The organism is Microbacterium sp. NPDC080220 (assembly GCF_040686395.1).
Lineage (GTDB): Bacteria > Actinomycetota > Actinomycetes > Actinomycetales > Microbacteriaceae > Microbacterium > Microbacterium gawkjiense.
In genome coordinates, this window is the sequence record NZ_JBFBOP010000002.1 from 332,362 (window position 1) to 357,557 (window position 25,196).

General features: G+C 72.1%; 22 protein-coding genes. 14 read left to right on the top strand and 8 right to left on the bottom strand.

Annotated elements, in window-relative coordinates; genetic code table 11:
* Positions 1–3: 3 nt before the first annotated feature.
* The 3 genes from AB0P29_RS05155 to AB0P29_RS05165 are packed head-to-tail and all read left to right on the top strand — an operon-like array spanning position 4 to position 3,421.
* The gene (locus AB0P29_RS05155) at positions 4–1,656 is read left to right on the top strand and encodes an amidohydrolase family protein (protein ID WP_363378957.1); all 1,653 of its coding nucleotides are present in this window, start codon (positions 4–6) and stop codon (positions 1,654–1,656) included.
* Positions 1,653–3,089 carry an FAD-dependent oxidoreductase gene (locus AB0P29_RS05160; protein ID WP_363378958.1) on the top strand — a complete coding sequence of 479 codons (1,437 nt, stop codon included), beginning with the start codon at positions 1,653–1,655 and terminating at the stop codon, positions 3,087–3,089. Before AB0P29_RS05155 ends, AB0P29_RS05160 begins: the two co-directional genes overlap by 4 nt.
* Positions 3,086–3,421: a cupin domain-containing protein gene (locus AB0P29_RS05165; protein ID WP_253035739.1), complete on the top strand. Its 336-nt coding sequence runs from the start codon at positions 3,086–3,088 to the stop codon at positions 3,419–3,421. Before AB0P29_RS05160 ends, AB0P29_RS05165 begins: the two co-directional genes overlap by 4 nt.
* A 7-nt stretch (positions 3,422–3,428) precedes the next feature.
* On the opposite strand, the gene AB0P29_RS05170 is transcribed toward AB0P29_RS05165, so the two are convergent.
* Positions 3,429–5,036 carry a PucR family transcriptional regulator gene (locus AB0P29_RS05170; RefSeq protein ID WP_363378959.1) on the bottom strand — a complete coding sequence of 536 codons (1,608 nt, stop codon included), beginning with the start codon at positions 5,034–5,036 and terminating at the stop codon, positions 3,429–3,431.
* 116 nt (positions 5,037–5,152) lie between these two features.
* Between AB0P29_RS05170 and AB0P29_RS05175 the strand changes: the two genes are divergently transcribed.
* From AB0P29_RS05175 to AB0P29_RS05200, 6 genes are all read left to right on the top strand, one after another.
* Positions 5,153–6,589, top strand: a complete 1,437-nt coding sequence (locus AB0P29_RS05175) for an aminobutyraldehyde dehydrogenase (RefSeq protein ID WP_363378960.1) — start codon at positions 5,153–5,155, stop codon at positions 6,587–6,589.
* On the top strand, positions 6,586–7,932 hold the full coding sequence (locus tag AB0P29_RS05180) for an FAD-dependent oxidoreductase (protein WP_363378961.1): 1,347 nt from the start codon (positions 6,586–6,588) through the stop codon (positions 7,930–7,932). Before AB0P29_RS05175 ends, AB0P29_RS05180 begins: the two co-directional genes overlap by 4 nt.
* Before the next feature lie 81 nt (positions 7,933–8,013).
* Positions 8,014–8,481 carry a hypothetical protein gene (locus AB0P29_RS05185; RefSeq protein WP_253035653.1) on the top strand — a complete coding sequence of 156 codons (468 nt, stop codon included), beginning with the start codon at positions 8,014–8,016 and terminating at the stop codon, positions 8,479–8,481.
* Positions 8,482–8,517: 36 nt separating this feature from the next.
* Positions 8,518–8,973 carry a hypothetical protein gene (locus AB0P29_RS05190; RefSeq protein WP_253035654.1) on the top strand — a complete coding sequence of 152 codons (456 nt, stop codon included), beginning with the start codon at positions 8,518–8,520 and terminating at the stop codon, positions 8,971–8,973.
* 205 nt (positions 8,974–9,178) lie between these two features.
* Entirely contained in the window at positions 9,179–9,880 is a 702-nt protein-coding gene (locus AB0P29_RS05195) for a hypothetical protein (RefSeq protein WP_253035655.1), read from the top strand.
* A gap of 1 nt (position 9,881) precedes the next feature.
* Positions 9,882–10,517, top strand: a complete 636-nt coding sequence (locus AB0P29_RS05200) for a hypothetical protein (RefSeq protein ID WP_253035656.1) — start codon at positions 9,882–9,884, stop codon at positions 10,515–10,517.
* 130 nt (positions 10,518–10,647) lie between these two features.
* Here the strand turns inward: AB0P29_RS05200 and AB0P29_RS05205 are convergent, their stop codons facing one another.
* Positions 10,648–11,271 carry a TetR family transcriptional regulator C-terminal domain-containing protein gene (locus AB0P29_RS05205; RefSeq protein ID WP_253035657.1) on the bottom strand — a complete coding sequence of 208 codons (624 nt, stop codon included), beginning with the start codon at positions 11,269–11,271 and terminating at the stop codon, positions 10,648–10,650.
* Between the two features lie 66 nt (positions 11,272–11,337).
* Here AB0P29_RS05205 and AB0P29_RS05210 point away from each other — a divergent pair, with 66 nt between their 5' ends.
* From AB0P29_RS05210 to AB0P29_RS05225, 4 genes are read left to right on the top strand one after another with little or no spacing between them, the layout of a single operon-like run.
* Positions 11,338–12,372, top strand: a complete 1,035-nt coding sequence (locus AB0P29_RS05210; RefSeq protein ID WP_253035658.1) for an agmatine deiminase family protein — start codon at positions 11,338–11,340, stop codon at positions 12,370–12,372.
* Positions 12,369–14,081, top strand: coding sequence for an amidase (locus tag AB0P29_RS05215; RefSeq protein WP_253035659.1), 1,713 nt, complete (start codon positions 12,369–12,371; stop codon positions 14,079–14,081). Before AB0P29_RS05210 ends, AB0P29_RS05215 begins: the two co-directional genes overlap by 4 nt.
* Positions 14,078–15,439, top strand: a complete 1,362-nt coding sequence (locus tag AB0P29_RS05220) for an aminotransferase class V-fold PLP-dependent enzyme (RefSeq protein WP_363378962.1) — start codon at positions 14,078–14,080, stop codon at positions 15,437–15,439. Before AB0P29_RS05215 ends, AB0P29_RS05220 begins: the two co-directional genes overlap by 4 nt.
* 59 nt (positions 15,440–15,498) lie before the next feature.
* Entirely contained in the window at positions 15,499–16,881 is a 1,383-nt protein-coding gene (locus AB0P29_RS05225; protein ID WP_253035661.1) for an aspartate aminotransferase family protein, read from the top strand.
* A gap of 12 nt (positions 16,882–16,893) precedes the next feature.
* On the opposite strand, the gene AB0P29_RS05230 is transcribed toward AB0P29_RS05225, so the two are convergent.
* Genes AB0P29_RS05230 through AB0P29_RS05240 form a run of 3 tightly spaced genes read right to left on the bottom strand, consistent with a single transcriptional unit; the run spans position 16,894 to position 21,082 of the window.
* Positions 16,894–19,752, bottom strand: coding sequence for an FtsX-like permease family protein (locus tag AB0P29_RS05230; RefSeq protein WP_253035662.1), 2,859 nt, complete (start codon positions 19,750–19,752; stop codon positions 16,894–16,896).
* Positions 19,749–20,468 (bottom strand): ABC transporter ATP-binding protein, encoded by a 720-nt coding sequence (locus AB0P29_RS05235; protein WP_253035663.1) that lies wholly within the window; start codon positions 20,466–20,468, stop codon positions 19,749–19,751. The genes AB0P29_RS05230 and AB0P29_RS05235 overlap by 4 nt, the downstream gene beginning before the upstream one ends.
* On the bottom strand, positions 20,465–21,082 hold the full coding sequence (locus tag AB0P29_RS05240) for a PadR family transcriptional regulator (protein ID WP_253035664.1): 618 nt from the start codon (positions 21,080–21,082) through the stop codon (positions 20,465–20,467). The genes AB0P29_RS05235 and AB0P29_RS05240 overlap by 4 nt, the downstream gene beginning before the upstream one ends.
* Positions 21,083–21,175: 93 nt before the next feature.
* Between AB0P29_RS05240 and AB0P29_RS05245 the strand changes: the two genes are divergently transcribed.
* The gene (locus tag AB0P29_RS05245; protein ID WP_253035665.1) at positions 21,176–21,757 is read left to right on the top strand and encodes a DUF1992 domain-containing protein; all 582 of its coding nucleotides are present in this window, start codon (positions 21,176–21,178) and stop codon (positions 21,755–21,757) included.
* A 3-nt stretch (positions 21,758–21,760) separates the two neighbouring features.
* On the opposite strand, the gene AB0P29_RS05250 is transcribed toward AB0P29_RS05245, so the two are convergent.
* From AB0P29_RS05250 to AB0P29_RS05260, 3 genes are all read right to left on the bottom strand, one after another.
* Positions 21,761–22,744: a Gfo/Idh/MocA family oxidoreductase gene (locus AB0P29_RS05250; protein WP_253035666.1), complete on the bottom strand. Its 984-nt coding sequence runs from the start codon at positions 22,742–22,744 to the stop codon at positions 21,761–21,763.
* A gap of 120 nt (positions 22,745–22,864) precedes the next feature.
* Positions 22,865–24,022, bottom strand: a complete 1,158-nt coding sequence (locus AB0P29_RS05255; protein WP_253035667.1) for a cystathionine gamma-synthase — start codon at positions 24,020–24,022, stop codon at positions 22,865–22,867.
* Complete coding sequence (locus AB0P29_RS05260) at positions 24,019–25,011, bottom strand: pyridoxal-phosphate dependent enzyme (protein WP_363378963.1); 993 nt, start codon at positions 25,009–25,011, stop codon at positions 24,019–24,021. The genes AB0P29_RS05255 and AB0P29_RS05260 overlap by 4 nt, the downstream gene beginning before the upstream one ends.
* Between the last annotated feature and the right edge of the window lie 185 nt (positions 25,012–25,196).

The window sequence follows — 25,196 nt, forward strand, 5'->3', positions numbered from 1 at the left end:
GCCGTGGCATCCGCTGATCTCGTCTTCACCGGCGGACCGGTCTTCACCGCCGACACCGTCCGCTCGCGCGCCTCGGCCGTCGCCGTCGCGGGAGGGCGCATCGTGGCTGTCGGGCACGACGTGTCGGAGCTGATCGGACCGGGCACCGAGGTCGTCGACCTCGCCGGACGGCTGCTCGTGCCCGGCTTCCAGGACGCGCACGTCCACCCCGTCTCCGGCGGACTCGAGCTGCTCCGCTGCGACCTCGGCGAGGGCACCACCGAGGCGGACTACCTCGCCACGATCGCGGAGTATGCGGCATCCCACCCGGACGAGGAGTGGATCCTCGGCGGCGGCTGGGCGATGTCGGCGTTCCCCGGCGGGACCCCCACCGCCACGGTGCTCGACCGCGTCCTGCCGGACCGGCCCGCCTTCCTCCCCAACCGCGACGGGCACGGGGCATGGGTGAACTCCGCTGCGCTGCGCCTCGCCGGCATCGACCGCGACACCCCCGACCCGGACGACGGACGGATCGAACGGGATGCCGACGGCCACCCGACGGGCACGCTCCACGAGGGCGCGATGTCGCTCGTGAACCGGCTGATCGACGACCCCTCCCCCGCGTTCCTGCGCGAGGCGCTGCTGGCCGGCCAGCGCTACCTGCACTCGTTCGGGATCACCGCGTGGCAGGACGCGATCGTGGGCACCTACAGCGACCTCGTCGACCAGGGCGAGACGTACCGCGAGGCGGCACAGGACGGCTCGCTCACCGGCAAGGTCGTCGGCGCGCTGTGGTGGGACCGGACGGCGGGACTCGAGCAGATCCCGTCGCTCCTCGAGCGTCGCGACCGCTTCAGCCACGGCCGTTTCCAGGCCACGAGCATCAAGATCATGCAGGACGGCGTCGCGGAGAACTTCACCGCCTCGATGCTCGCGCCCTACCACGACGGTCACGGCCACCCCACCGACAATTCGGGCATCTCGTTCGTCGACCCCGAGATCCTGAACAAGGCCGTCCCGCAGCTGGACGCCCTCGGCTTCCAGGTGCACTTCCACGCGATCGGCGACCGCGCCGTGCGGCAGTGCCTCGACGCCGTCGAGCACGCGATCGCCCGCAACGGTCGCACCGACAGCCGGCACCACATCGCGCACCTGCAGGTGATCCACCCCGACGACGTCGCACGGTTCCGGGAGCTCGGCGTCGCCGCCAACATGCAGTCCCTCTGGGCGACGTACGAGCCCCAGATGATCGACCTGACGCTGCCCTTCCTCGGCGAGCCGCGCATCGCGTGGCAGTACCCCTTCGGCGACCTCCTCCGCGCCGGTGCCGTGCTCGCGGCGGGCAGCGACTGGTCGGTCTCGACGCCCGACCCGCTCGCAGCGATCCACACCGCCGTCAACCGCATGGCCGCGCCGGGACACGAGGAGGGCGAATACGAGGCGTTCCTGCCCGAGCAGGCCATCGACCTCGCGACATCCCTCACCGCCTACACGGCCGGCTCCGCCTGGGTGAACCACCTCGAGGAGACGACGGGCACGATCGAGGTCGGCAAGGCCGCCGACCTCGCCGTCCTCGACCGCGATCCGTTCGCCGGCCCCGCCGACCGGATCGGCGCGACGCGCGTGCTGCAGACCTTCGTCGACGGCATCCGCGTCTACGCGTCGGAGGACGCGTGAGCGCCCACGCGACGGTCTTCGAGCGGCGGCCACCGGCGGCATCCGTCATCGACCACAGCCTCGACGACAGTCGGCACGCCGTGTTCTGGACCGAGGACGTGCCCCGCACCCTGCGCCCGGGCCGTCCGCCGCTGCGCGGCACCCATCGCGCCGACCTCGTGGTCGTCGGCGCGGGATACACCGGGCTGTGGACGGCGCTCCTCGCCGTCACCCGCGACCCGGGGCTCCGCGTCGTGGTCCTCGAGGCGAACCGGGTCGGCTGGGCGGCGTCGGGACGCAACGGCGGGTTCTGCGAGGCGAGTCTGACGCACGGGCCCGAGAACGGACAGGCGCGCTGGCCCGACGAGATGCCGACGCTCGACCGTCTCGGCCGCGAGAACCTGGCCGCCATCGCGGCCGCAGAGGGCGACTACGGCATCGGTTTCCAGTTCGAGCGGACGGGCCAGCTCGCCCCCGCCGTCGAGGAGCACCAGCTGGCGTGGCTCGAGGACTGGGCGCGCGAGGACCCGCACGTCACCCTGCTCGACGAGGCGGCGACGCGACGGGAGGTCGACTCGCCCACCTACCTCGGCGCCGTGTGGGAGAAGGACACGACGGCGCTCGTCCACCCCGGACTGATGGCGGCGGAGCTCGCCCGCGCCTGCGAGGAGCGCGGCGTCGTCATCGCCGAACGCACCCGCGTCCGCGCGATCGAGACACCGTCCGCCGGCGGGGTGTCGGTCGTCACCGAGGAGGGGCGGGTGGATGCCGCGCACGCCGCGCTCGCGACGAACGTGTTCCCCTCGCTGCTGCGCCGCAACCGGCTCATGACTGTGCCGGTCTACGACTACGTCCTCATGACCGAGCCGCTCAGCGAGGCGCAGTGGGAGGCGATCGGCTGGCGCAACCGCCAGGGCATCGGCGACATGGCCAACCAGTTCCACTACTACCGCCCGACCCGGGACGGCCGCATCCTCTTCGGCGGCTACGACGCCGTCTACCATTACGGGCGCCGCGTCGACCCGCGCTACGAGGACCGACCCGAGTCCTGGCGCCGGCTCGCCAGCCACTTCTTCACGACGTTCCCGCAGCTCGAGGGGCTGCGGTTCTCGCACCGTTGGGCGGGGGCGATCGACACCTCGACCCAGTTCACGGCGTTCTTCGGCACCGCCCGGCGCGGGCGCGTCGCCTACGCCGCCGGGTTCACGGGCCTCGGGGTCGGATCGACGCGCTTCGCGGCCGACGTCATGCTCGACCTGCTCGGCGGTCTCGAGACCGAGCGGACCGCGCTCAAGATGGTGCGAAAGCGCCCGCTGCCCTTCCCGCCCGAACCGGCGGCCGCGATCGGGATCGAGGCGACGCGGTGGTCGCTGGATCGGGCCGATCATCGCCGCGGCCGGCGCAACGCGCTCCTGCGGACTCTGGACGCCCTCGGTCTCGGGTTCGACTCGTGAGTGCCCTCGAGCCGCAGACGGTACAGGATGCCGCGGCCCTCGACATCCCCCTCTCCCCCCTCCCCGCCGAGCAGGTCGTCGCCGGCGCGCCCGAGACCGGGTGGGTCGAGCTGACGGAGTCGGTCGGGGTGTGGGAGCACACCCCCGGCACCTCGACCGACGTCGAGGTCGACGAGGTGTTCATCGTGCTCTCCGGCCGGGCCACTGTGCGGTGGGCCGGCGGCGAGCTCGTCCTCTTCCCCGGCGCGGTCGGCCGCCTCTCGGCCGGGACGGCGACGGAGTGGACGGTCACCGAGACCCTGCGTAAGGTCTACGTGACGGACGGCGCCTGACGTGGACTCAGCCGACCGTCGCGCGACGCACGAGCAGCGCGAGGTGCAGCGCGGTCTGCACCTCGCCGTCGTCGAGGTCGGCGCGCAGCAGTTCCTGGATGAGCGCGATCCGCTGGTAGAACACAGAGCGCGACAGGTGCGACGCGGATGCTGCGGCGGTGCGGTTGCCGGGATGGGCGAGCATCGCCTCGAGCACATCGAGGAGGTCGCCCGACCGGGCGAGGTCGTAGTCGATGAGCGGCGCGAGCATGCGTTCGCCGTGCTCGATGACGCGATGGTCGTCGCGCAGGGCCGTGATGAGCCGGGCGAGCGGCCGGTCCTCCGCGCGCCGCAGGTGCGGACCGCCGGTGCGCGGCGCCGTCGCGCCGCGGGCGAGGTCGATCGCCTCCTGCAGCGAGGCGAGCCCGGCATCCAGTCCCGTCGCGGCCGAGCCGATGGACAGGACCGTGCGATCGGGATCGCCTCCGAGGGCGACCGCGAACGCGCGGGCGGTGTCGTCGTCGAACGGGTCGCGCGTCGGCAGCGACAGGAGCATCGCGACGCCGCTGCCGGCGGGAGAGCCGGCGAGCGCGCGACCGCCCAGACGGCGCGCCGCGTCGTCGGCGACCTGCGGATCGGGCAGGACGCCCGTGGCGACCACCCCGCGCAGCTGCGCGCCGTCGACGGGGAGCCCCGCAGCCTCGACGCGCGCGGTGACCGGGCCGCGGGCGCCGAAGCGGCCGCGGATGAGCCGGTCGAGCAGCTGGCTGCGGCCGATGCGACCCCACTCCTCGGCTCCGCCGTGCGTCAGGCGCCCGAACGAGAGGGCCAGCGCCCCCTGCTCGACGACGTTGAGCCGGCCGGCCGGATGCGGCGGGCCGGGCAGCGCGATGAGGTGACCCCAGCAGATTCCCCGCGCCTCGACGGGCACGATGAGCCAGTCCGGTTCCCCCGCGCCGCGGTGCGCGAGCCGGGAGCGCACCTCCCACCGGGTGAGGGTCTCCTCCTCGATCGCAGCGGGGACCGCCGCGACGACGACGTCGTGTGCGAGCGTCTCGAGGACGACGGGGGCGGACAGCACGTGACCGACCTGCGCGACGATGTCGTCGGCCGGGGCACCCCGCAGGGCGAGCGCCGTGAACCGCGACCGCACCTCCTCGCGGACCCGCAGCGCGGCCGACTGATCGTCGATGATCCGGCGGTGCACCGCCTCGGTGATCCCGACGAACTTCACCTCGTCGTGCAGGGCTACCAGCGCGAGACCGTTCGCGCGGGCGGCCGAGACGACTGCGGGTGGCACCGCGGCGTGGTGGGTCCCGAGCTCGAGGACGAGACACGAAAGCCCCGCACGAGCGAGCTCGACGACGAACTCGGCCAATCGCTCGGGGTCGTCGGGCCACGCCGACCCGGTCGACAGCAAGAGCTCCCCGCCGTTGAGCAGCCGGGCGACGCCCGGGCTGTCGGAGACGTGCACCCACCGCACGAAGGCATCCAGCGCCGGACCGCCGACGAGCACCTCGGGCCGACCGGACTGCACCGCACCCAGGGCGAGCACCTCCCGCACCCGGGGCAGGCTGACGGCGCCGTCCGGACGTTCGGTCCGCTCCGGCATCCGATCGTCGTCGGTGTCAGGCATCGATACTCGCCGTTCGGGTCCAGGGAGCACAGGTGGGCACAGCCTAACCGCTCCGGACGATCCGTCCGGATGACCGCCGCCGCGTCCCGACGCGGCTCCGCACCGAAGGAGACCCCGTGAGTACCACGCCCTCGTCCCCCGCGAACATCATCGGCGGCGAGCGCCGCGCGCCGTCGGGCGAGGTGCTCGACCTCGTGAGCCCGGTCACCGGCGAGGTCTACGGGCACATGGGCGTCTCGACGTCGGAGGACGTGGATGCCGCGTTCGCCGCGGCATCCACTGCATTCTCCGGCTGGCGCGGGACGACCCCCGCGAAGCGCCAGCTCGCCCTGTTCCGTCTCGCCGACGCCCTCGAGGAGCACGCGGAGGAGTTCGCCGACCTCGAGTCGCAGGACACCGGCAAGCCGCGCGCGACCCTCGTCGCGGACGAGATCGATCAGTCCGTCGATCAGCTGCGGTTCTTCGCCGGTGCGGCCCGCGACCTCGACGGACGGGCGGCGGCCGAGTACGCCGAGGGGTTCACCTCGTACGTGCGGCGCGAGCCGATCGGTGTCGTCGCCCAGGTGACGCCGTGGAACTATCCGCTGAACATGGCGATCTGGAAGATCGCCCCCGCGATCGCCGCCGGCAACACCGTCGTGCTCAAGCCGAGCGAGACCACGCCGCAGACCACCGTCCGGCTCGCCGAACTCGCCGCGGGCATCCTGCCGCCCGGCGTGCTCAACGTCGTCCTCGGCGACCGGGCTACCGGCGCGGCGCTCGTCGACCACCCGACGCCGCAGCTGGTGGCCATCACCGGCTCGGTCCGCGCGGGCATGCAGGTCGCCGAGAGCGCTGCCCGTCAGCTGAAGCGCGTGCATCTCGAGCTCGGCGGCAAGGCGCCCGCGCTCGTCTTCGCCGACGCCGAACTCGACGCGGCGGTCCCGGGGATCGTCGAGGCCGCGTTCTTCAACGCCGGCCAGGACTGCACCGCGGCGACCCGCGTGCTCGTGCACGCCTCGCGTCACGACGAGCTCGTCGACCGGCTCGTCGCCCACGCGGCGGCGCACGCCCGCACGGGCACCCCCGACGACCCCGACGCGTTCTTCGGACCGCTCAACAACGGGGACCAGCTCGCCCGCGTCGAGGGGTTCATCAAGCGGCTGCCCCCGCACGCGCGCGTCGCGACGGGCGGCTCCCGGCAGGGCGACACGGGGTTCTTCTTCCCCGCGACGATCGTCACCGGGGTGCGGCAGGACGACGAGATCGTGCAGCAGGAGGTGTTCGGCCCGGTCCTGACAGTGCAGGCGTTCGAGACCGAGGCCGAGGCGCTCGCGCTCGCCAACGGGGTGCCCTACGCCCTCGCCGCATCCGTCTGGACCACCGACCACGCGCGGGCGCTGCGGTTCAGCCGCGACCTCGACTTCGGCTGCGTCTGGATCAATGCGCACATCCCGTTCGTGTCGGACATGCCTCACGGCGGGTTCAAGCACTCCGGCTACGGCAAGGATCTCTCGGTCTACGGCTTCGAGGACTACACGCGCCTCAAGCACGTCATGGCGAGCCTCGCGTGACCACCGTCTCGCACTGGTGGCGTGACCACGGCGCCGAGCCGGCGCGCGCACCGCTGCCCGGGGACCTCGACGTCGACGTCGCGATCGTCGGCGCGGGCTACACGGGGCTGTGGACCGCGTATTACCTCACCGAGCGCCGTCCCGACCTGCGCATCGCGGTGATCGAGCGTCGCTTCGCCGGGTTCGGGGCATCGGGGCGCAACGGCGGGTGGCTGACGAACTCGGTGACGGGCGGGCGCGAGCGGTACGGACGCGACGGCGGCATCCGCCAGCAGCGCGCCATGAACGACACCGTCGACGAGGTGATCCGGGTCGCGACGGCCGAGGGCATCGACGCCGACGTCCGCGCGGGCGGGGAGCTGACGATCGCCCGCAGCCCCGCGCAGCTCGCGCGCCTCGAGGCGATGTTCGCGTCCGAGTCGGCCTGGCCGGGCACCGACGTGGAACGGTGGGATGCCGCGCGGACCGCCGAGCACGTGCGGGTAGCGGGCACGCTCGGCGCGGTGTGGCATCCGCACTGCGCCCGCATCCATCCCGTGAAGCTGCTGACCGGGCTGGCCACCGCGGTCGAGCGCCGCGGCGTGTCGATCTTCGAGGACACAGCCGTCGCCGAGATCCTGCCCGGTCGAGCCGTGACCGACCGCGGCACGGTGCGGGCGTCGGCCGTCATCCGCGCGACCGAGGGGTTCACGACCGACCTGCGGGGCGAGCGCCGCACGTGGCTGCCGATGAACTCGTCGATGATCGTCACGGCCCCACTGCCGGAGGAGGCGTGGGAGCAGATCGGGTGGACGGATGCCGCGACCCTCGGCGACGCCGCGCACGTCTACATGTACGCGCAGCGCACCGCCGACGGCCGGATCGCGTTCGGCGGCCGCGGCGTCCCGTACCGGTTCGGGTCGCGGATCGACACGGACGGGGCGACACCGGCGTCGACCGTGACCGCATTGACGGAACTGCTGCGACGGTTCTTCCCGGCGGCATCCGGGGTCCCCGTCGAGGACGCCTGGTCGGGCGTGCTCGGTGTGCCGCGCGACTGGGCGGCGACCGTGGGTTTCGACCGTGCGAGCGGCCTGGGGTGGGCGGGCGGCTACGTCGGGACCGGTGTCGCGACCACGAATCTCGCCGGTCGCACGCTCGCCGACCTCGTGCTCGGCGAGCAGTCCGACCTCGTGTCGCTGCCCTGGGTCGGGCACCGTGCACGCCGGTGGGAGCCCGAGCCGCTGCGCTGGCTGGCCGTCCGCGGGATCTACGGCGCCTACCGGTTCGCCGACGCGCACGAGGACCGCGGCGGCGGCACCTCGCCCGTCGCCCGCATCGCCGACCTCATCGCCGGTCGGTGAGGCGCCGACGACAGTGGGAGGTTTACCTCGTTCCTCTCCCGGGGCACAATGGGCCGTTCATGTGATCCTGCAGGAGGTACCTTGAGCACGCCGACGCACATCTTCCAGGAGCACGGTTCGAGCAGGTTCCCCCTGATCGACAATCTGCGGCCTTTCGAGGAGCAGATCCGGTTCACCCTGACGCAGATGGACGGCACCTCCTTTTGGGCACTCAGCCTCTGGCGGGCGCCCGAAGGTGCGAACCTCCGGGCGAGCTTGCCTCCGGCGGAGAACTACATCCAGTGCGCGGGCGACGCGGCGGGCGTGACGGTCGAAGTCCGCTCCGTAGACACGTTCGGCGCGGCGCACCAGTGCACCGTCGGCACACCCGCCACGGGACTCCCGTCGGAGCCGACGGAGACGATTCGATGGGACAGCGGCCGGCACAGCACGCGGGTCTTCACGAAGGAGGTCTTCACCCTCGACGAGGCAGCAGACCTGTTCATCGCCTACTACCGCGACGATCGCGTGCCCGCCGAGTCCACCCTGCGTGAGCTCGGCGGTGCCTGACCCCGACCCGCAGCTCGACCGGCTGGGAGTTCTGTGATGACGCCGACGCACATCGTGCAGCTCAACGGGTTCGCGCGCTCTCCCCTGGTGGACGTGGCCCGTCCGTACGAGGACCAGATCCGGTTCTCCGTCCGGCGGATGGATGGCGCGAAGCTGTGGGCGTACAGCCTCTGGCGTTCACCGGACGGGGCCGACCTGTTGGCGGAGATTCCGTTCTCCGACGAGTACATCCAGTGCGCCGGGGATGCCGAGGGGGTGACCGTCGAGGTGCGCGTGGTCGACGAGGCAGGCACCGCCCACCAGTGCACCGTCGGCAAGCCGACCGGCGGCAGCGAGTCGGAGCCGACCGAGACGATCCGCTGGGACGAGGGACGACACAGCACGAAGGTGCACCCGCACGAGGTCTTCAGCCTCGACGAGGCCGCCGACCTCTTCGTCGCGTACTACCGCGACAACCACGTGCCCTCCCACCACACCCTGCGCGAGATCTGATCGTCGCCGAGCCGACGCCACCGGCATCCATCGCCACCCGATGACCGCCGTTCCCGTCGGGTCGAGGCGTCGCAGATGGTCGCGTGGCGGGCGGAGGGGCGACCATCTGGGACGTCTCGCGAGCGGCGGCGGAATGGGGCCTTCTCCCCATCGCCGTCGGGGTGAGTGCTCACTACTGTCGACGGCGGAGGTGGTACCCGTGGGGATGATGTTGCCGAATGAGCTGATCTGGATCATGGACAAGATGGGGCTGGAATGGCCCGACATCGACGAGGACGAGGTCCACAAGGCGGCCGACCTCGTGCGCGGCTACCGCGACGACATGGAGTCGATCATCCAGGCCGTCGACAGCCGCGTGAACGGCGACCTGGCCACGGCGCTGCAGGGCAACGCGGGCACGGCGCAGGTCGAGGGGTGGAACCGCAACCGTTCCGACAACATGCAGAAGCTGCTCGACGTGCTCGGCCCCGCCGCGACGGGCATCGACATCGCGGGCGGCATCGTCCTCGCGATGAAGATCAAGGTCATCGCCGAGGTGACCCTCACGCTCGTGCAGCTCGTCCCCCTGCTCGCCGCGGGTCCCTTCGGCGCCGGCGGCGCAGCGGTGCTGCTGCTCGCGCGCAAGAAGCTGCTCGCCATGGCGATGGAGGCGACGATCGAGCAGGTCATCAACGAGGTGCTGCCCCTCGCCGTCGAGCCGCTCGTCGAGCAGGTCCCGGTGATCGTCATGGCCCTCATGGACGCGCCCGTCGTGGAGGGCGCCGTCGGAGACGTGGACGAGTTCGAGGCCGACATCGAGGCGCTCGAGGCGGCCGCCGACGAGATGGACGCGCAGGCCGTCGACATCGAGGACCGCACCGATCGGCTGCTCGCGGACCTGGCCAACCTGCAGATCTCGGGAGACTGACATGACGATGAAGAGCCTCATGCGCGAGATCGTCGACGCCGTCGACGGCGCCGGCCGCGAGTTCAAGAAAGGGTTCGGGAGCGCGTTCCGCAAGCGCGGCGGCAAGCACCGCGCCGACGCCGCCCGCATCCGCGGCACGGACCGGCGCAACGCCGCGGACGCGGGGAAGCACCGGCGCGATTCCCCCGTTACCAGCCATGCCAAGAAGTACGACATGCTCACGGACGTCACCCGCGGTTTGGAACAGCTCGGCCGCACCGGACGCCACGCCGCGCCGGACTACAGCGTCGCGAACGACCTCGGGACCTCGATCGGCAAGGCGGTGCGCGAGACCCCCGGCGAGGTGGGCAAGGAGGTGCTCGGCACGCCGAAGAAGATCCCCGGTCAGATCGTCGAGGAGCTGTACGAGGACGCCATCGGGCAGGACAACCCGGATGCCTACGGGCAGACCAGCAGTGGGGACATGGAGTTCCTTGCCCCCGCCGGCGAGGCGGCCGAGCTGCGCCGCCTGAGCCGGGACGCCCTCGAGCAGCGCTTCGACCTCCCGCTCGGCACGCTCGACGGCGCGACGTTCGAGGTCCGCCTCGTCCCCGGCACGAACTTCGTCACCCTCGACATCTCGCGCCCCGACAGCTGACGCCGACCTCGAGCCGACGCCACCGGCATCCGTTCACGGCGGATGACCGCCGTTCCCGTCGGCTCGAGGCGTCGCAGATGGTCGCCGGCGGGTGCGGCGGGGCGACCATCTGCGACGTCTCGGCGGCGAGTCAGCGGTGCAGCGCGCCGGGCGCGACGCCGAGCAGCGCGGCGAGCGCGCGGCGGGTGAGGTCGGTGCGAGACGGATCGTCGCGCCAGCGGACGAGGCCGTGAGCTCCGAGGCCGTCGATCATCGCGAGCAGGTGCCAGGCGACGGCATCCGCATCGACCTCCGCGAACTCGCCCCGCCCGGTTCCGCGCACGATCTCGGCGGCGAGCGCCCGCTGCCACGCGTCCATCTCGGCGCGCACACGTGCGGCGAGCGCCTCGTTGCGGGCGCCGAGCGCCCAGCCCTGGACCCAGACGAGCGTGACGGCGCTCGGCTCGTCGCCGAGGACGGTGTCGAGCAGGATGCCGAGCCGCGCCGTCGCGGCATCCGTCACCCTCATCGCGCCCACGACGGCGCGCAGCTCGTCCGCGACGACGGCGCCGAACGCCTCGGCGACGAGCGCGTCCATGCCGTCCGCGTGGTGGGCGACGAGGCCGGGCGCGACGCCGACGCGCGCGGCGACGGCGCGCAGCGTGACGGCATCGAGACCGTCGGCGAGCGCGATCCCGCGCGCCGCGGCCGCGATCTCATCGCGGCGTTCGGCGGGGGTCTTGCGCCGCCGGCGGACGGTTGACGTCTGCGTCATGGACTCGATACCCTCCCCTTGTTGATCAAACGATCAATAAGCTACCCGACACCCCAGGGAGACGCCATGGCCTGGCGGATGCCGAGCGAGACCGCCCCGCACGAGCGCACGTGGATGGCCTTCCCCCGCGAGGGCCTCACCCTCGGCGACACCGACGCCGAACGCGAAGAGGGGTACGCCACCTGGGCCGCCGTCGCGGCCGCCGTCGCGCGGTTCGAGCCGCTCACGATGGTCGTCGATCCGACCGAGACGGCGCGCGCACGCCGCATGCTCCCCGGCGAGGTGACGCTGCTCGAGGCCCCCGTCGACGAGTATTGGATGCGGGACCACGGCCCCACCTTCGTCGTCGACGACGAGCGCCCCGGCGTCCTCGGCGCGGTCGACTGGATCTTCAACGGCTGGGGCGCGCCCGACTGGGCGCAGTGGCAGGATTCCGCGGCGCACGCGCGCCTGATCGCCGCCGAGGTAGGGGCCGAGCTCGTCTCGTCCGTCCTCGTGAACGAGGGCGGCGGCATCCACGTCGACGGCGAGGGCACGGTGCTGCTCACCGAGACCGTGCAGCTCGATCCCCGCCGCAACCCGTTCGCCGACCGGGCGCGCGTCGAGGCCGAGATGGCCCGCACGCTCGGCGCGACGCGCGCCGTGTGGCTGAGCCGCGGCCTGACCCGCGACTACGACGACTTCGGCACGAACGGGCACGTCGACATCGTGGCGACGATCCCCTCGCCCGGCCGCATCCTGCTCCACGATCAGCGAGACCCGGCGCACCCCGATCACGCGGTGACCGCGCAGCTGCGCACCGAGCTCGAGGGCCAGACGGATGCCGCCGGTCGCCGCTTCGAGATCGTGTCGCTCCCCGCCCCCGAGACCCTGACCGACGCCCACGGCCCGGTCGACTGGAGCTACGTGAACCACCTCGTGGTGAACGGCGGCGTGATCGCGTGCGGCTTCGGCGAGGAGAAGGCCGACGCGCAGGCCCGCGCGATCCTGGCCGAGGCGTACCCGGGCCGCGAGGTCGTCACGGTCGACGCACGCCCCCTGTTCGCCCGGGGCGGCGGCATCCACTGCATCACGCAGCAGCAGCCGGCGGTGACGGCATGATCGACGTCGTCGAGGCGCCGATCGCCGACCTGCGCGCCGCCCTCGAGTCCGGAGAAGCCACGGCGGTCGAGCTCGTCGACGCCTACCTCGCGCGCATCGACGCGTATGACGGGCCCGACACCGAGACGGCGTTGAACGCCGTCGTGGTCCGCAACCCCGACGCGCGGGCCGAGGCCGCGGCATCCGATGCGCGTCGCGCCCGCGGCGAGACCCTCGGACCCCTCGACGGCATCCCCTACACGGCGAAGGACAGCTACCTCGTGCGCGGGCTGACCGCCGCTGCCGGATCGCCCGCCTTCGCGGACCTCGTCGCGCAGCGCGACGCGTTCACGATCGAGCGCCTGCGTGCGGGCGGCGCGATCTGCCTCGGCCTCACGAACATGCCGCCGATGGCGAACGGCGGCATGCAGCGCGGCGTGTACGGCCGCGCCGAGAGTCCGTACAACGCCGAGTGGCTGACCGCGCCGTTCGCGTCCGGCTCGTCGAACGGGTCGGGCACGGCGACCGCCGCGAGCTTCGCCGCGTTCGGCCTCGGCGAAGAGACCTGGTCGTCGGGTCGCGGCCCCGCGTCGAACAACGCGCTCTGCGCCTACACGCCCTCGCGCGGTGTCATCTCGGTGCGCGGCAACTGGCCGCTCGTCCCGACGATGGACGTCGTCGTCCCGCACACCCGCACCATGGCCGACCTGCTCGAGGTGCTCGACGTCATCGTCGCCGACGACACCGAGACCCGCGGCGATTTCTGGCGCGCGCAGCCGTGGGTGACCCTCCCCGCGGCGTCGCAGGTGCGGCCCGCGTCCTATCCCGCGCTCGCGGAGGGCGCCTCGCTCGCCGGGGTGCGTCTCGGCATCCCCCGCATGTACATCGGTGAGGACCCGGATGCCGGGACGGGCACCGGCATCGGCGGTCCGACGGGTCAGCGGATCGAGACCCGCCCGTCGATCCTCGCGCTGTGGCGCGCGGCCCGCGCCGACCTCGAGGCCGCGGGCGCGACCGTCGTCGAGGTCGACTTCCCCGTCGTGAGCGAGTACGAGGGCGACCGCGCGGGTGCCTCGACCATCCGCGACCGCGTCCCCGAGGGGTATCTGCAGCGCGAGATCGTCGACCTGTCGGCGTGGGCGTGGGACGACTTCCTCGCCGCCAACGGCGACCCCGCGCTCTCGACCCTCGCCGACGTCGACGGCGCCGCGATCTTCCCCCACCCGCCGGGTGCGCTCCCCGACCGCTACACCGGCTTCGACGACGACATCGCCGAATACCCCGACTGGGTGCGCGCGCATCCGGGCGCCGGGCTGGGCGACATGCCCGAGCTCGAGGAGGGTCTGCGTGCCCTCGAACGCCTCCGCCGCACCGATCTCGAAGAGTGGATGGATGCCGCCGGCCTCGACGCCGTCGTCTTCCCCGCCGTCGCCGACGTGGGTCCCGCCGACATGGACGTGAATCCCGCCTCGGCCGACCTCGGCTGGCGCAACGGCATCTGGATCGCCAACGGCAACCTCGCGATCCGGCATCTCGGCATCCCGACCGTGACCGTGCCGATGGGCACGATGAGCGACACCCGGATGCCGGTGGGCCTCACGATCGCGGGCCGCGCCTACGACGACACCGCGCTGCTGCGCCTGGGCGTAGCCTTCGAACGTCTGGGCACCCGCCGGACCCGACCGCCGCGCACACCCGCGCTCCCCCGCACGACCTCGGAGAACCGATGACCCAGCCCGCCCGTATGCACGACGTGACCGACGAGACCCGTCAGATCGTCGACCTCGTCCTCGACTACTCGCGGCAGCGGCTGCTGACGGACGACAACCCGCTCGACAAGCCGTTGCCGCCCGCCGAGCTCGCCCGCCTGGCCGGCGTGACGATCACCGAGCAGGGCATCGGGGCGCGCAAGGCGCTCGGCGTCTTCGAGCACGTGCTCGCTCCCGCGTGCATCACGACCGACGACCCGCGGTACCTGTCGTTCATCCCGAGCGCGCCGTCGAAGGCGGCTGCTGCGTTCGACCTCGTCGTCTCGGCGAGCGCGCTCTACGGCGGCTCCTGGCTCGAGGGCGCGGGCGCCGTCCACGCCGAGAACGAGGTGCTCCGGTGGCTCGCCGGCGAGTTCGGACTGCCCGCGACGGCCGGCGGCGTCTTCGTGCAGGGCGGCACCCTCGGCAACCTGTCGGCGCTCGTGGCCGCACGCGAGACCGCGCGGGACCGCGGAATCCGTCCGGACCGCTGGCGCGTCGTCTGCTCGGCCGAGGCGCACTCGTCGATCGCGTCGGCGGCCCGTGTGATGGACGTCGAGGTCGTGCCCGTGGCTCCGGATGCCGGGGGTGTGCTGCACGGCGACGCGGTGCGCGCCGCGCTCGAGGAGCACGGCGACAGCGTCTTCGCCGTCGTGGCGACCGCGGGCTCGACGAACTTCGGGATCGTCGACGACGTCGCCTCGGTCGCCGAGGTCACGCGCGAGCACGGGGTGTGGCTGCACGTCGACGGCGCCTACGGCCTCGCGGCTGCACTCTCACCCGAGGCCCGGCACTACTTTGCCGGCATCGAGCACGCCGACTCGCTCATCGTCGACCCGCACAAGTGGCTGTTCGCCCCGTTCGACGCGTGTGCGCTGCTGTACCGCGACCCCGAGCTCGGCCGCCGCGCGCACACGCAGCACGCGGAGTACCTCGACACCCTCACCGAGACGAGCGATTGGAGCCCCTCGGACTTCGCCGCGCACCTCACGCGACGGGCCCGCGGACTGCCGCTGTGGTTCTCGCTCGCCACCTACGGCGCCGAGGTCTACCGCGAGGCGATCACGTGCTCGATCTCGCTCGCCGAGCGCATCGCCGCCGAGATCGAGTCCCGCGAGGAGCTCGAACTCGTGCGTCGTCCGCAGCTGAGCGTCGTCGTCTTCGAGCGCCGCGGCTGGAGCAAGGAAGACTACACGGCCTGGTCGAACCGCCTGCTCGACGACCAGCACGCCTTCGTCACGCCCTCCAGCCACGCCGGCCGCACGAACGCCCGCTTCGCGATCCTCAACCCCCGCACGACGTTCGAGGACCTCGTCGGGATCCTGGACACCATGCGCTGACACGATGCGCTGACACCCGGCATCCGCCCACCACCCACATCGACGCACCGGAGGAACCCATGGCACCATCCGAGACCGACCTGCAGGCGATGGCCCGCGACCATCTGTGGCTGCACTTCGCGCGGCAATCGTCGATGACCGAGGGATCGGGCGTCCCCATCATCGTGAAGGGCGACGGCCACCACATCTGGGATGCGAGCGGCAAGAAGTACATCGACGGGCTCTCGGGGCTGTTCGTCGTCGCCGCCGGCCACGGCCGCACCCGCCTCGCGCAGGCGGCCGCCCGGCAGGCCGAGGAGCTCGCGTTCTTCCCGATCTGGTCGTACGCTCATCCGTCCGCGATCGAGCTCGCGGACCGACTCGCGCACCTCGCTCCCGGCGACCTCCACCGCGTCTTCTTCTCGACCGGCGGCGGCGAAGCGGTCGAGACGGCGTTCAAGCTGGCCAAGCAGTACTGGCGGCTGCAGGGCAAGCCCACGAAGCATAAGGTGATCTCGCGTTTCGTCGCCTACCACGGCACCCCGCAGGGCGCTCTCGCGATCACGGGTCTGCCGGGCATGAAGTCGATGTTCGAGCCGGTGACACCGGGCGGCTTCCGCGTGCCGAACACGAACTGGTACCGCGCGGCTGAGCAGGGCTTCACCGGCACGACCCCCGAGGAGTACGGGACCTGGGCGGCCGACCGCATCGAGGAGGCGATCCTGTTCGAGGGAGCCGACACTGTCGCGGCGGTCTTCCTCGAACCGGTGCAGAACTCGGGTGGATGCTTCCCGCCGCCGCCCGGCTACTTCGCGCGCGTCCGCGAGATCTGCGACCGGCACGACGTGCTGCTCGTCTCGGACGAGGTCATCTGCGCGTTCGGCCGCCTCGGCGAGTGGTTCGGCGCCGACCGCTACGGCTACCAGCCCGACATGATCACCTTCGCGAAGGCGGTCACGAGCGGGTACTCGCCGCTGGGCGGCACGATCATCAGCGACCGGATCCACGAGCCGTTCGCGCACGGGACGGCCTCGTTCCCGCACGGGTACACCTTCGGCGGGCACCCGGTGTCGACGGCGGTCGCGCTCGAGAACCTCGACATCTTCGAAGAGGAGGGGCTGCTGCAGAACGTGCGGGACAACTCACCGGCGTTCCGCACGTCGCTCGAGCGCTTGCTCGACCTGCCGATCGTCGGCGACGTCCGCGGCGACGGCTATTTCTTCGGCATCGAGCTCGTGAAGGACAAGGCGACGAAGGAGACCTTCGACGACGCCGAGTCCGAGCGACTGCTGCGCGGATTCCTCTCGAAGGCGCTGTTCGACGCCGGCCTCTACTGCCGCGCCGACGACCGCGGCGACCCCGTGATCCAGCTCGCGCCGCCCCTCACGATGGGGCCGACGGAGTTCGACGAGATCGAGGGGATCCTTCGCAGCGTGCTGACCGAGGCATCCGCGCGACTGTGACGCCGACCCGGCTCACGCGATGACGTTGCGTCGCGTGAGCTCGGGTTCGCGCGGCGGCACGAGCCAGTTGACGGCCGCGATCCCCAGCGGCAGCGCGACGGCGAGCGCCCCGAGCAGCCACCACGGGATGTCGGCGAGGTCCATCGGCTCCCAGGACGTCTGCGACTGCAGCCAGAACCCGATCGGTGGGAGGATGCCGGCGGCGGCCCCCGCGAACGTGCCGAACCCGGCGATCACGAGCCCCTGCCACAGGCCGATGCGACGACGGAGTCCCGGCGTGCCGCCCACGGCGGCGAGGGTCGCGTCGTCGGGCCGACGCTCGAACCGCGCGAGCCCGAGCGCGACGGCGCTCGCGCCGAGCACGAGGACCGCGACGGCTGCGAGCAGCGGGACGAGCCAGGCGGCGGGGCTCGGCGGGCCGGTCTCCACGGAGATGTAGACCGAGTGGTCGTCGGTCGTCAGGCTGTCCCCCAGCGCGTACGCCCGATCCCAGTTCCGATACGGGGAGTCCTCGGGCATCGCCGCGAACAGGGCCGTCGGCTCCAGGTTCAGGCCGAGCTCCCCAGCGGCAGACGGATGCAGCACAACGCTCAACGGCTGATCCGGCGCGTCGAGCGCGATCGCGGGGAGGGTCGTCCGCCACTGCGGCTCGGCGAACGCGGCATCGTTCGCCGGAGCGAAGATGTTGTCCGGCGCCTTGCCCGTCGCCCATTCCCGCTCGGTCCACGCGGCGACGTCGATGCGTCCATCGGTGATCAGGTCGCTGTCGGTGATCAGCGCAGCGCCCTGCTCGAACGCCCTCTTGTCGGCGGCGCTCAGTTCGACCCCCATCACGGTCGGAACGTCCGACGCGTCCATCACGGCGATGTTGTTGGTCGGATCGCCGAAGACTCCCGACCATCCCTGATCGGTGTCGTCCCCGCTGAGCAGGTTCCGCTGGGGAACCATGACGGTCGCCCGCACAGCGTCGCCGGGGATGTCCTCCTCGCCGCTCCAGTACAGCTGAAATTGGCGCTGCACGAGCGCGGTCGCCGTCGCCCCCGCCTGCTCGAAGGCGTCGCGGACGTCCTCGAACACGGCGAGCCGTACGGTCGGATCGAGCTGGTCCCCGTCCATGCTCGACACGTCAGCGGTCACGGTCCCGATCGGCGCGGAGTAGTCCCACGTCCGCACCTGCGTCCCGGCCGACATCATCCCGACCCCGACCGCGAACACGCCGACGAACACCGTGGCACCGATGGCCGCGAACGCCGGCACCGTCCGAGCGCCGTTCGCGACCGCATCTCGCGACGCCATCCGCGCCGCTATGCCGAACCGAGACAGCAGCCGTGAAGCCAGCCAGAGCAGCCACCGACCGGAGATGAGGATGCCCACCTGCGCCAGGACGGGCCCCGCGATGATGCCCACAACGGGGAGCCACCGGAAGGGCGAGTCCCAGGGGAGCATCGTGTCCGCAGCGACGGCCGCTGCCGCCACGCCGCAGAGGATCGTGACGACAACGCCGACGAGGATCAGCAGCGATCCCCACAGCGGCCGCGCAGCGTTCACCCGCTGGGGACGACGTGCTCCGCGAAGCGCGCTGATCGTGTCCGATCGCCCGACGGACCGGGCGGGCACGAATGCGGACGCCGTCCCGACGAGCGTCGAGAAGAGCAGGATGCCGATGAGCATGACCCAGGGCACATGGAAGCCCCAGAACTGCATCGCCGAGCCGTTGTCCGTCAGCCGCATCACGACGGCCGCCAATCCGACGCCGGCGGCGAGCCCCACGCCGCCGGCGACGAGACCGAGCACCGTCCCCTGGAGGAGGACGATTCTGCGCACGTCCCGCGTGTCGGCACCCACGCTGGCCGCGATAGCGAGCGCACGCTGCTGTCGCCGCGCACTCACCGCGAAGGCCGCTCCGGCGAGCATCACCACCATGTAGGCGGCCGCGAGGCCACCCGCGCCCAAGCCCGCTGCCAGGGCGAGCAGTCCTTGCTCTTCCGCTGTCGCCGCGGTGTACACCTGAGAACCGTCCGGCCAAGAGAACGCCGGTGGGTCGAGGACCACCTCGCGCGAGTAGACCCCGATGCCCTGCTCGTTCAACGTCCGGATCTCCGTCCACGACAGGGAGGTCTCGGGCAGGTACCAGGTCGCCCCCTCGAAGCGGTCCGCGTCCGGGAAGGCGACAGCGCTCTCGGTATCGGCGAGCTCCGCGGCATCGAAGGTGCCGACGATCCGAAGGACGTCATCCGAGTCGACCAGGCGCAGCTCTCCGCCCACCCGCGCCCCCACACGATCGAGTGTCGCGGTGGTCACCATGACCTCGCCGTCGCCGTTCGGCGCGTTCCCCGAGACCATGTCGAAACGACCCGTGAACCGAGGATCCCCGATGTCGCCCGCCCAGGCCCGGATCGCCGCGATCCCCGCGCTCGTCTGGACGCGCTCGCGTCCCTGCGACACCTCTATCGTCTCGGTCCCCGCGGGCAGCGCGGAGGTGGGGTCCGATAACGGTTCCCCCTCTGCCTCGGAGGTCCACTCCGGCCCTGTCCCGTACCCGTACGAGTACGGCTCGTCCGGCGCCTGCCAGAACCCCGCATCGGGGACGCCGATCGGCTCCACCCAGCCCTGCATCTCTCCGAGTTGCACCGCCACGCGCTCCGCCGGTGTCGCGATCATGCTCGCGACGTATACCGCGACCCCCGCCATCCCCGCGATCGGTAGCGCGATGAGCGTCATGATGAGCAGCGACGACACCCACGCGCGGCGCACCTGGCGCCGCGCGATGCGCACGGCGACGCGCACCCGCGCCGTGCGCGAAGGCTTCGGGCGCTCGACGCGACGGCGGGTGCCGGCATCCGCTCGGGGCCGGTCCTGCACGGCGGTCATCGCGCGTCCGACAGGAGCGCGTCGGCGCCGCGACGCTGCGACTGGTCGACGATGCGGCCGTCGCGCAGGAACACGATGCGGTCCGCCCACGCCGCGTGCCGTGGTTCATGGGTGACGAGGATGCCGGCGGCCCCCTGGTCGACGCGGCTGCGGATCATCTTCATGACCGCCTCCCCCGTGATCGAGTCGAGCGCACCGGTCGGCTCGTCGGCGAGGATCAGCCGGCGGCCGCCGACGACCGCACGGGCGATCGCGACGCGCTGCTGCTGCCCTCCCGACAGGTCGTCGGGATAGGAATCGAGCTTGTCCTCGAGACCGACCGAGGCGAGCGCATCCCGACCCGCACGGCGCGCCACCCGGGCTCGGAAGCCGTCGAGCTCGAGCGGCAGCGTCACGTTCTCGACGGCCGTGAGGGTCGGGATGAGATTGAAGTCCTGGAAGACGAATCCCAGGGAGCGCCGCCGGAGCTGCGCGAGATCGCGACGTGTCGCCGTCGAGAGGTACGTCCCCTCGACGACGACTTCGCCGCTGGTGGGCTTCTGCAACCCGCCCGCGATCGACAGGAGCGTGGATTTGCCCGAACCGGACGCTCCCATGATCGCGACGAGCTCCCCCTTGTCGACCGTCAGATCGACGCCCGACAGTGCCGAGACGCTCGTCTCGCCCTCGCCGTACTGCTGCGTGACCCCCACCAGCTGCAGGACGGCGGCGCTCACCGCACGACCGCCTCGGCGTTGCCCGCCTCGGATCTGGCAGGCCTCCCCCGCTTGGGGGTCTCGGTGGACAGCTCCAACCCCATCGTGTGATGAGGATGCCGCGCGAGCCGCTGCTCGGTGTGGTCGAGCCATCGCACCTCGGCCTCGGCGGAGAAGATCATCGAATCGACCACGAGCGACCACGCGAGTTCCTCGGGACCGTCGGGGTTCGCGCCCGCATACTTGGCGCGGTTCAGTTCCTGCAGCTGCCGCAGCGACGCGGAGCGCTGCCGCTGGATCACGGCGGCCAGGTCGACCCCCGGCAGGGTGGCGGCGACGGCGAGCTTGATCGCCAGCTCGTCACGGGTGCCCTGCGAGCGCTCCACGGGAGCGTCGAGCCACGCGCGGACCTCGGCGGATCCGGCATCCGTGATCTGCCAGTACACGTGACCCTGCTCGTCGACGTCACCCTTCTCGACCAGGCCGTCGCGCTCGAGGCGGTCGAGGGTGTTGTAGATCTGACCCACGTTGAGGGGCCAGGTCGACCCGGTGCGGCGGTCGAACTCCGCCCGCAGCTGGTAGCCGTAGCAGGGACCCTGGTCCAGGATCGCCAACAGGCTCGAACGTACCGACATCGGGACTCCTCGCTGCATACCGGGTATGTGTTTTCTGAGTATATGCATACTCGGCAACGCCGCCGCAAGAACGCCGCGCCGTACGCTGGAGGAATGGCCGAGGACCGCGGCGCGGACGACGACCCCCGAGTGAGGGCCGCGCGATACCGCGTGGAGCAGGCCGCGCGAGAGCACGGCGACGAGCGGCCCACCGAACCCGAGCGCCACACGGGCACACCGACCGGCACCGAACGCGCGATGTACGTCGAGACCGCCGTCCAGCAGGCGATCCGCCGCGGCGACTTCGACGACCTGCCCGGCGCGGGCAAGCCCCTCGACGGGCTCGGCGGGTCGCACGACCCCGACTGGTGGATCAAGCGCAAGATCCAGACGGAGCAGCTGTCCGGGCTCGGACCGCCCGCCCTGCGGTTGCGCATCGAGCACGCCGAGTTCGAGCAGCGCGTCGACGTCTTCCACCGGGAGGAGGACGTCCGCGAGTACACCGCGGACTTCTCCCGCCGCGTGATCGAGGCGCGCCGTCAACTGCTCGGCGGACCGCCCGTCGTCACCCCGACACGCGACCCCGACGCGGAGGTCGCCGCGTGGCGCGCCCGGCGCGCGGCGCGGGCCGCGGCATCCGCTCCCCCGGTCGAGCCCGAGAAAACGCGCCGTCGCCGGTGGTGGCGGACCCGCTGACGCTCAGGCGATGCCGCCGCGCCACTCTGCGAGCAGCCGCGCGATCGTGCGGGTCTCGGCCCACGGGATCTCGGGCGCCCCGGTCCGCCCCTCGCGGAGGGCGCGGATCGTGGCATCCGCTTCCGCCGCCATCGGCTGCACGGTCGGCACCTCGATCTCCTCACGGGTGCCGTCCGTGCGGATCAGCGTCGCCGCCGCGGTGCTGTCGGTCCGGCTCCCCCACACGTTCGGGATCTCCAGGCTCGCCTCGCGCCCGACGACGCGGGTGAGGCGCGGCAGGTCGTGCACGATCGCGGTGCGGATGTTCGCCGACGCACCACCGAGATCGACGGATGCCGCCGCACTCTCGTCGACGCCGGTCTCACCGATCGTGCCGGCCACCGCCTGCACCTCGAGTCCGTCGAGGTCGTGCCCCGCCCACGCCGCGACGCCGACGACGAGCGACAACGGGTAGCACCCGACGTCGAGGATCGCGCCACCCGCCGTCGCCGGGTCGAACAGGCGTCCGGTGCGGCTGCCGGCGGCGAAGCCGAGCGAGGACTCGATCTCGACCAGGTCGCCGAGGGCTCGCCCGCCCACCAGCTCGCGGAGGCGGTCGGCGAACGGCCCGAAGCGGTACTTGAAGGCCTCGACGAGGGGCAGTCCGGCAGCGCGAGCGGCCGCGATCGCGGCATCCGTCTCGGCAGGATCGACGCCGAGCGGCTTCTCGCACAGCACGGCCTTGCCCGCGGCCAGCGCCTGCTGCACGAGGTCCGTGTGCGTCGTGTGCACCGTGCCGACGTAGACGGCGTCGATGTCGTCGCGGTCGAGGATGTCGTCGTACGTCCCCACCACGAGGGCGCCGTGCGCGGCGGCGAACTCCTCCGCCCGCGAGACGTCCCGCGCGCCGACCGCGTACAGCCGGCCGAGGTCGGAGTCGGGCAGCGCGTGCGCGAAGTCGCCGCTGATCGCGCCCGCACCGAGGATGGCCCATCGTGCGTGTGTCATCCGGCCACGCTATCGCCCGCGGGCGGACCGGATGCAGGTTCAGCGAGGCGAAGGTTTCCCCCTAGAGGCCCGATCGCATCGTTCTTCCTGCACCGGGCACGCGCCCGCGCCCCGCCGGCGTCAGGCCTGCAGCGCCTGCTCGATGTCGGCGAGCAGGTCGGCGGCGTCCTCGATGCCGACCGACAGCCGCACGACCTCCACGGGGACGGCTGCCTCGGTGCCGCGGACCGAGGCGTGGGTCATCGCGTCGGGGTAGTTGACGAGCGACTCGACGCCGCCGAGCGACTCGGCGAGCGTGAACAGCCGCAGCGACTCGGCGAACCGGCGCGCCGCCTCGCCCGACTCGAGCGCCAGCGAGACGATGCCGCCGAAGCCCGCCATCTGCCGCGATGCGAGCTCGTGCCCGGGGTGCGACGCGAGGCCCGGGTAGTAGACCCGCGCGACCCGGTCGTGTCCGTCGAGGAAGGATGCCACGGCGAGCCCGTTCTCGCTGTGCTGACGCATCCGCACGGCGAGCGTCTTGATGCCGCGCGTCGTCAGCCACGCGTCGAGGGGCCCCGACACGGCGCCGACGGCGAACTGCAGGAAGCCGATCTTCTCGGCGAGCTCGTCGTCGTTCAGCACGAGCGCACCGCCCACGACGTCGGAGTGACCGCCGAGGTACTTCGTCGTCGAGTGGACCACGACGTCGGCGCCGAACGACAGCGGGCGCTGCAGCGCGGGGGTCGCGAAGGTGTTGTCGACGACGACGAGCGCGCCGACGCCGTGGCCGATCTCGGCGAGGCCGGCGATGTCGGTGATGCGCAGCAGCGGGTTCGAGGGCGTCTCGACCCAGAGGATGCGGGGCGCCCGCTCGGTGACGGCGGCCCGGACCTTCTCGGGGTCGCTCATGTCGACGACGCGCAGCTTCACGCCCCAGTCGCCGAGGACGCGGGAGATGAGCCGGAACGTGCCGCCGTAGACGTCGTTGCCCAGCAGCACCTCGTCGCCGGGGCGCAGCACGGCGCGCAGCAGCGCGTCCTCGGCGGCGAGCCCCGAGGCGAACGACAGCGCGTGCGCGCCTCCCTCGATCGCGGCGAGCTGGGTCTGCAGGGCGGTACGGGTCGGGTTGCCGCTGCGGCCGTACTCGTAGCCGCCGCGGAGGCCGCCGATGCCGTCCTGCGCGTACGTCGTCGAGAAGTGGACGGGCGGGATGACGGCACCCGTCGCCTCGTCGGGCTTCTGACCTGCGTGGACGGCGAGGCTCGCGAAGCCGCGAGCGGAGGACTGTGCACTCATGCGAGGCTCCCGGTGGTGGTCTCGGTTTCGGTGTCGACGGTGAAGCCGTGGTCGGTCATCCAACCGTCGTCGTAGATCTTGCTGAGGTAGCCGCGACCGTGGTCGGGAAGGAGGACGACCATGACGGCATCCGCCGGCAGATCACGGGCGACACGCAGCGCGGCGACGACCGCCATCCCCGACGAGCCGCCGACGAGCAGCCCCTCCTCGCGGGCGAGGCGCCGGGTCATCGCGAACGACTCGGCGTCGCCCACCCTCTCGTAGCGGTCGACGACGGTCGGGTCGAAGGTCGCGGGCATGAAGTCCTCGCCGACCCCTTCGACGAGGTAGCCGTGGATGTCGCCGCCGGAGTAGATCGAGCCCTCCGGGTCGGCGCCGACCACGGTGACCGCTCCCGAGCTCGTCTCCTTGAGGAACCGCCCCGTCCCGCTGATGGTGCCGCCGGTGCCCACGCCCGCCACGAAGTGCGTGACGCGACCGTCGGTGTCGCGCCAGATCTCGGGGCCCGTGGTCTCGTAATGGCCGCGAGGACCGTTGAGGTTCGCGAACTGGTTGGGTTTGAAGGCGCCGGGGATCTCGGCGGCGAGCCGGTCCGACACGCTGTAGTAGGAGTCCGGATGCTCGGGCGGGACGCTCGTGGGCGTCATGACGATCTCGGCCCCGTATGCCTTCAGCACCGCGACCTTCTCGCCGGCGAACTTGTCGGGCACGACGAAGACCATGCGGTACCCGCGCTGCAGCGCGACGAGTGCGAGCCCCACGCCGGTGTTGCCGCTCGTGGGCTCGACGATCGTGCCCCCGGGCTTCAGGTGCCCGTCGCGCTCGGCGGCGTCGATGATGTTCCGCGCGATGCGGTCCTTCGCCGAGCTGCCCGGGTTGAAGTACTCCACTTTGGCGAGGACCGTGGCGGCGATGCCCTCGGTGACGGAGTTCAGACGGACGAGAGGGGTGTTGCCGACGAGGTCGGCGATGGAGCTGGCGTAACGCACGGGTTCTTCCTGACGGGATGCCGCGCTCACAGAGGCGCGTAAGCTGATGGGGTCGCGGGAATCGCCGGGTAACCGGCGGTCAGCGACGACAACAGCGAAGGGTCAGCACCTGGCCATGGTACCGGACACCCGGCATCCGTGTCCGTCCGCTCTCGTCGTCATCCGGCGCAACAGGACGAAAGGTT